Source organism: Pseudomonas sp. AD21, assembly GCF_002878485.1.
Lineage (GTDB): Bacteria > Pseudomonadota > Gammaproteobacteria > Pseudomonadales > Pseudomonadaceae > Aquipseudomonas.
The window spans coordinates 188104-194401 of record NZ_NQYG01000006.1 but is presented as its reverse complement, the minus strand read 5'-3'; the positions used below and the strand labels follow the sequence as shown (position 1 = coordinate 194401).

General features: G+C 62.1%; 5 protein-coding genes. 3 read left to right on the top strand and 2 right to left on the bottom strand.

The annotated features are described in order from the left end of the window. Positions 1 to 91: 91 nt before the first annotated feature. Positions 92 to 1153, bottom strand: a complete 1062-nt coding sequence (locus PseAD21_RS06130) for a phosphorylcholine phosphatase (RefSeq protein ID WP_102354914.1) — start codon at positions 1151 to 1153, stop codon at positions 92 to 94. Positions 1154 to 1395: 242 nt separating this feature from the next. Between PseAD21_RS06130 and PseAD21_RS06125 the strand changes: the two genes are divergently transcribed. Next, positions 1396 to 2787, top strand: a complete 1392-nt coding sequence (locus tag PseAD21_RS06125) for an L-cystine transporter (protein ID WP_102354913.1) — start codon at positions 1396 to 1398, stop codon at positions 2785 to 2787. 104 nt (positions 2788 to 2891) lie between these two features. On the opposite strand, the gene PseAD21_RS06120 is transcribed toward PseAD21_RS06125, so the two are convergent. Then, positions 2892 to 3404 (bottom strand): dihydrofolate reductase, encoded by a 513-nt coding sequence (locus PseAD21_RS06120; protein WP_102354912.1) that lies wholly within the window; start codon positions 3402 to 3404, stop codon positions 2892 to 2894. Between the two features lie 85 nt (positions 3405 to 3489). Here PseAD21_RS06120 and PseAD21_RS06115 point away from each other — a divergent pair, with 85 nt between their 5' ends. Continuing rightward, positions 3490 to 4863 (top strand): DUF2868 domain-containing protein, encoded by a 1374-nt coding sequence (locus tag PseAD21_RS06115; protein ID WP_102354911.1) that lies wholly within the window; start codon positions 3490 to 3492, stop codon positions 4861 to 4863. Next, on the top strand, positions 4856 to 6232 hold the full coding sequence (locus PseAD21_RS06110; protein ID WP_102354910.1) for a GTPase/DUF3482 domain-containing protein: 1377 nt from the start codon (positions 4856 to 4858) through the stop codon (positions 6230 to 6232). The genes PseAD21_RS06115 and PseAD21_RS06110 overlap by 8 nt, the downstream gene beginning before the upstream one ends. Positions 6233 to 6298: the final 66 nt, after the last annotated feature.

Below are 6298 nucleotides of genomic sequence, written 5' to 3'. Positions count from 1 at the left end.
GCGTCACGGGCTGCATTCCCACGCAGAGCGTGGGAACGATCAACCCGATCCCTGTAGGCGCTGCCGAAGGCTCCTACAGGGATTCTGGGGGTTATTGGATTTCTTCAGGCTTGACGATCACCCAGTTCTTGTCCGCCGTCACCGGCAAGCCTTCCTTGGCCTGCGCTGCCGCATGCTTGGCCATCATGCCGTTGAGCTGAGTCATGTATTTATCCTTGCGGTTGACCCACAGGTGGATACCGCCCTTGGCCACATCCACATCGTGGAACAGCATATAACCGTCGCTGCTCGGGGTGTCGCCGCCCACCAGCACCGGTTTTTTCCACTCATCGATGTACGTCAGGATCGCCGCGTGCTTGCCGGCCATCCAGGTTGCCGGGGTCCACAGGTACGGGGTCAGTTCGAGGCCGAGGTTGGCCTTCTCGTCATACTTGCCAGCCGTGATCTGCTTGCGCGCAGTGGTCAGCTCGCCGGTTTCGCGGTTCTTCAGCAACGTGGTCACACCGATCACGTTCTGCGGTTTGACGTTGTAGCCATACTTCGGATCGGCAGCGACCATGCGCACCAGCTCTTCGGAGGCGGCAGTCATCACGTAGACCTCGATGCCGTTCTCCATCAGCTTGTTGTACAGCTCGGCCTGACCGGTAAAGACTTTCGGCGGCTGCACGTCGAGGTTCTTCACCACATCGCCGTCGTAATAAGTCGCCGGCACCGGTTTACCCGAGGCCATCAGCTCATCGACGTAGCCTTTGAGTTCCTTGAGGGTGAAGCCGGAAAACACCTGCGCTACCCACGGGTAGCAGACCATGTCGTCGACTTCGCACAGGCGATAGTAGTAACTGAACAGGCTTTCCTTGTGGTCGGCGGTGTCTTTGAACGGCATCAGTTTCAGGGAGGGATCGAGCTTGTCGCGGGTGATCAGCCCCTTGTTTTCCATGAACGGCAGCAACGATTCTTCGAGGTCGTAGCGGTAACTGGTGTTGTCCATGTCGAACACCGCGTAGTTACCCTTGTTGGCGTTGGCCGCGATCATCGCGTCCAGTGCCTTGGCCTGATCCGCCGGCCAGTGTTTCAGGTCAGTGGCGAACGCCTGACCTGCCAGACCCAACCCTAACGTCAGTGCGACAGCCAGCAACTTCGGTGCGAACTTCATTGGCGTTTTCTCCCCTGATGTAAAGACATCGACGCTAACAAATAAGTGTGACAGTCCTCGTCTGTCAGCGACCGCTTACGTCTCCTCAACGCCAACTGCATTGCCGAGAGCGACAGGCGCTTATTCCAAAAACGACGAATGACCTGCGATTTCGGTATTAATTCATTGGAAATCAAACTGTTAGGCTTGCCGGTTCGCAGTTGCCCAAGAAGGCGACTGGCACAAGTCTTATCGGAGTCTTCATGAATCTGCCGCTGATCCTCAATCTGCTGGTGTTCCTCGCCCTGCTCTTTGGCCTGGCGCAAACCCGCCACACCACCTGGAGCCTGGCGAAAAAAGTCCTGCTCGCACTGGCGATGGGCGTCGCGTTCGGCGTGGCCCTGCACACTGTTTACGGTGCCGGCAACCCGGTGCTGAAAGCCTCGATCGGCTGGTTCGATCTGGTAGGCAACGGTTACGTGCAGTTGCTGCAAATGATCGTGATCCCGCTGGTGTTCGCCTCGATCCTCAGCGCGGTCGCGCGTCTGCACAACGCTTCGTCGCTGGGCAAGATCAGCTTCCTGACCATCGGCACCCTGCTGTTTACCACCGCGATTGCGGCGCTGATCGGCATCGGTCTGACCAACCTGTTCGGCCTGACCGCCGAAGGGCTGGTGGCCGGCACCCAGGAAATGGCCCGTCTGCAAACCATTCAGACCGACTACGCCGGCAAGGTTGCCGACCTGAATGTGCCGCAGCTGCTGCTGTCGTTCATTCCACAGAACCCGTTCGCCGACCTGGCCCGGGCCAAGCCGACCTCGATCATCAGCGTGGTGATCTTCGCTGCATTCATGGGGGTTGCTGCGCTGCAACTGCTCAAGGATGACGTCGAAAAAGGTCAGAAAGTGATCAACGCCATCGACACCCTGCAAGCCTGGGTGATGCGTCTGGTGCGTCTGGTGATGAAGCTGACCCCGTACGGCGTACTGGCGCTGATGACTAAAGTCGTGGCTGGTTCCAACCTGCAGGACATCATCAAGCTCGGCAGTTTCGTCGTGGTCTCGTACCTCGGACTGGGCCTGATGTTCGTGGTCCACGGCTTGCTGGTGTCGGCCGCCGGGATCAACCCGCTGCGCTTCTTCCGCAAGATCTGGCCGGTGCTGACGTTCGCGTTCACCAGCCGTTCCAGCGCGGCGAGTATCCCGCTGAGCATTGAAGCGCAGACCCGTCGTCTGGGAATTCCGCAGTCGGTGGCGAGTTTCGCCGCATCGTTCGGTGCGACCATCGGCCAGAACGGTTGCGCCGGTCTGTACCCGGCGATGTTGGCGGTCATGGTGGCGCCAACCGTTGGCATCAACCCACTGGATCCGCTGTGGATCGCGACACTGGTGGCGATTGTGACCCTGAGCTCGGCCGGTGTGGCCGGTGTCGGTGGCGGCGCGACGTTTGCGGCGCTGATCGTGCTGCCGGCGATGGGTTTGCCGGTGTCACTGGTGGCGCTGCTGATTTCGGTCGAGCCGCTGATCGACATGGGTCGTACGGCGTTGAACGTGAGTGGATCGATCACGGCGGGGGGGGTTACCAGCCAGGTGATGCAGCAGACAGATAAAGCACTGCTGGATGCGGATGAGCATGCGGAGCTTGCTCAGGCTTAAGTTCTTCTTTGCCTGACCTGGCCTCTTCGCGAGCAAACCCGCTCCCACACTGGATTTGTGTCGATCACAGATCCTATGTGGGAGCGGGTTTGCTCGCGAAGCTCTTAGGCTTTTTCCCAGACTTCGAAGTTGTATGCAGGCTTATCGCCCTCAGCCGGATTTGGCACATTCGACACCAGTTTCCACTGGTTCAGATCAAACTCCGGAAACCACGCATCCCCTTCCGGGCTCAGCGCCACACGGGTCAGGTACAGACGATCGGCCTGCGCCAGCCCTTGCGCATACAACTGCGCGCCGCCAATCAGCATCAGCTCATCGACGCCCTGCGCTTTCGCCCATTCCTCGGCGCGAACCACGGCAGCCTCCAGCGACGGATAAACCTCTGCGCCTTCCAGTACCAGATCAGGCTGACGGCTGACCACGATGTTCAAGCGCCCCGGCAGCGGGCGACCGAGGGAGTCCCAGGTCTTGCGGCCCATGATGATCGGCTTGCCGAGGGTCGTCGCCTTGAAGTATTTGAAGTCCCCCGGCAGGTGCCAGGGCATGCTGTTGTCGACGCCGATCACACGGTTTTCACCGAGGGCTGCGATCAGGCTGAGGGGGAGTGATTTAGTCATGCCGGCGAGGATACCAGAGCCTCGCTTGACCCGATAAGCGCCACAGCGGTTATGCTCACTGCTCAATTGAGCAACGGAATGGCGCGTGACTGAACTGACTCCACTGCAAAACCTCTGGCTGACAGAAACCATCCGCCTGCGTGAAGAACACGCAGGTCCCCTGGAGGATCTGGAAGCCAATCGTCTGGCCCGCGCGGCCGGCGGCGATCTGCCGAGCCGCATTCAACGCCGCGCGGCATGGCTGGCCGAGCGCGACGGGCTGAGCGCTGCGCTCACTCACTGGCTGCAAGGCGCACGTCTGGCGCTGGTGCTGCTGATGATCTTCGCGGTGCTGAGCGGCGCCGGTCTGGCCTTCGCCGCGCTGAGTCAGACGCCGGTCAATGTGTTCTGGGCCTTGGGCAGCCTGCTCGGGCTGAACCTGATTCTGCTGTTGAGCTGGGCGCTGGGGCTGGTCTTTGCCGGCGAACACGGCACCACTCTTGGGCGTTTGTGGCTGTGGCTCAGCGAAAAATTCGCCCGTGACGCCAAAGCCGCACAACTCGCACCGGCCCTGCTGTTGATGCTGCAACGCAAAAAACTCAACCGCTGGGCGCTCGGCACACTGGTCAACGGCCTGTGGCTGCTGGCGATGCTCAGCGCGCTGGTGTTGCTGCTGACGCTGATGGCGACCCGGCGCTACGGCTTCGTCTGGGAAACCACCATTCTCAGCGCCGACACGTTCATCAACATGACCCAAACCCTCGGCGCGCTGCCGGCGCTGCTCGGCTTCAACGTGCCGACCGTAGAGATGATCCGCGCCAGCGGCGACGCTGCACTGAACATCGAAAGCGCCCGCCAAGCCTGGGCAACGTGGTTGGTCGGCGTATTGGTGGTGTACGGCGTGCTGCCGCGCCTGCTGCTGGCACTGTTTTGCTTCTGGCGCTGGAGCAGTGGCAAAGCGGCGCTGAGTCTGGACTTGAACCTGCCCGGCTACGCCCAGTTGCGCGAACGCCTGATGCCGACCAGCGAGCGCCTCGGCATCAACGATGCGGCGCCGCAGCAGTTGCATCGGGTCGAAAGCAGCGTCAGCGAACATGCGAGCGACGGTGCCCTGCTGGTCGCCATCGAACTCGACGACCAGCGCCCCTGGCCTCCGGCCCTGCCGAAAACCGTGAACAACGCCGGGATTCTAGACAGCCGCGAATCGCGGCACAAACTGCTCGAACAACTCAGCCGCTTCCCCCCTGCGCGCCTGCTGATCGCCTGCGATCCACGGCGCTCGCCGGACCGCGGTAGCCTCGCGCTGATCGCCGAACTGGCGCGCAATGCCGGCGCCACCCGCGTCTGGCTGCTGCAAGCACCGCCCGGCGAAGCGCTGGACAGCGCACGCCTCGGCGACTGGCACCTCGCCCTGCAACAACTGGAGCTGCCATTCGCCGATTGCGCGCCGATGAACTGGCTGGAGAACGGTCATGACTGATGCCCGGAAAACGCCGCTGAAACTTGCAGTGGTCGGCCACACCAACGTCGGCAAGACCTCGCTGCTGCGCACCCTGACCCGCGACGTCGGTTTCGGCGAGGTCTCGCACCGGCCAAGTACCACTCGGCATGTCGAGGGTGCGCGGTTGTCGGTGGACGGCGAGCCACTGCTTGATCTCTACGACACGCCCGGGCTGGAAGACGCGATTGCCCTGCTGGATTTCCTCGAGCGTCTGGAGCGTCCGGGCGAACGCCTCGACGGTCCGGCGCGACTGGCGCGCTTTCTCGACGGCAGCGAGGCACGCCAGCGTTTCGAACAGGAGGCGAAAGTGCTGCGGCAACTGCTGGCCTCCGACGCCGGACTCTACGTGATCGACGCCCGCGAGCCGGTGCTGGCCAAGTACCGCGATGAACTGGAAGTGCTCGCCAGTTGTGGCAAGCCGCTGCTGCCGGTGCTGAATTTCGTCAGCAGCGCCAACCATCGCGAGCCGGACTGGCGCGAAGCGTTGGCGCGGCTCGGCCTGCATGCGCTGGTGCGTTTCGACAGCGTTGCACCGCCGGAGGACGGCGAGCGGCGGCTGTACGAAAGCCTCGCATTACTGCTGGAAAATGCCCGCCCGCAACTGGAACGGCTGATCGCCGATCAACAGGCCCAGCGCCTCGCGCGCCAGCAAAGTGCGGCGCGCTTGATCGCCGAATTGCTGATCGATTGCGCCGCGTGCCGACGCAGCGTGGTCAGCGAGGCCGAGCAGGAACAGCAAGCGATCAGCGAGCTGCGCAAGGCTGTGCGTCAGCGTGAGCAGAAGTGTGTTGAGGCGCTGCTCAAGTTGTATGCGTTTCGTCCACAGGATGCGGCGGCGAGTGATTTGCCGTTGCTGGACGGGCGTTGGGGCGATGACCTGTTCAACCCGGAAACCCTGAAGCAACTGGGGGTTCGCGTCGGCGGCGGGATTGCTGCCGGTGCTGCGGCCGGTGCCGGGGTGGATTTGCTGGTGGGCGGCATTACTCTTGGTGCTGCGGCTTTGGCTGGCGCGATTGCCGGTGGTGCGCTGCAAACGGCGCGCAGTTATGGCAGTCGTTTGCTGGGCAAGATCAAGGGCCAGCGGGAATTGACGGTGGATGATGGGGTGTTGCGGCTGTTGGCGTTGCGTCAGCGGCAACTGTTGCTCGCGCTCGATCAGCGCGGGCATGCGGCGATGGACGCGGTTCAGGTTGCAACGCCGCAGGACAAAACCTGGCGCGAGGGCAAGTTGCCGGATGCGCTGAGCAAGGCCCGGGCGCATCCGCAGTGGTCATCACTGAACCCGCATGCGAAGTTGAATCAGGCAGAGCGGCAGGAGCAGATTGATTTACTGGCTGCAGAGCTTTAGCGCCTGTTTCGGCCTCTTCGCGAGCAAGCCCGCTCCCACAGTTTGATCGCATTCCTTATGGTAGAA

Bases quoted from the DNA above. Each gene is read 5' to 3' on its own strand.
- PseAD21_RS06125 (WP_102354913.1), top strand. From the start codon at position 1,396: ATGAATCTGCCGCTGATCCTCAATCTGCTGGTGTTCCTCGCCCTGCTC.
- PseAD21_RS06130 (WP_102354914.1), bottom strand. From the start codon at position 1,153: ATGAAGTTCGCACCGAAGTTGCTGGCTGTCGCACTGACGTTAGGGTTG.
- PseAD21_RS06120 (WP_102354912.1), bottom strand. From the start codon at position 3,404: ATGACTAAATCACTCCCCCTCAGCCTGATCGCAGCCCTCGGTGAAAAC.
- PseAD21_RS06110 (WP_102354910.1), top strand. From the start codon at position 4,856: ATGACTGATGCCCGGAAAACGCCGCTGAAACTTGCAGTGGTCGGCCAC.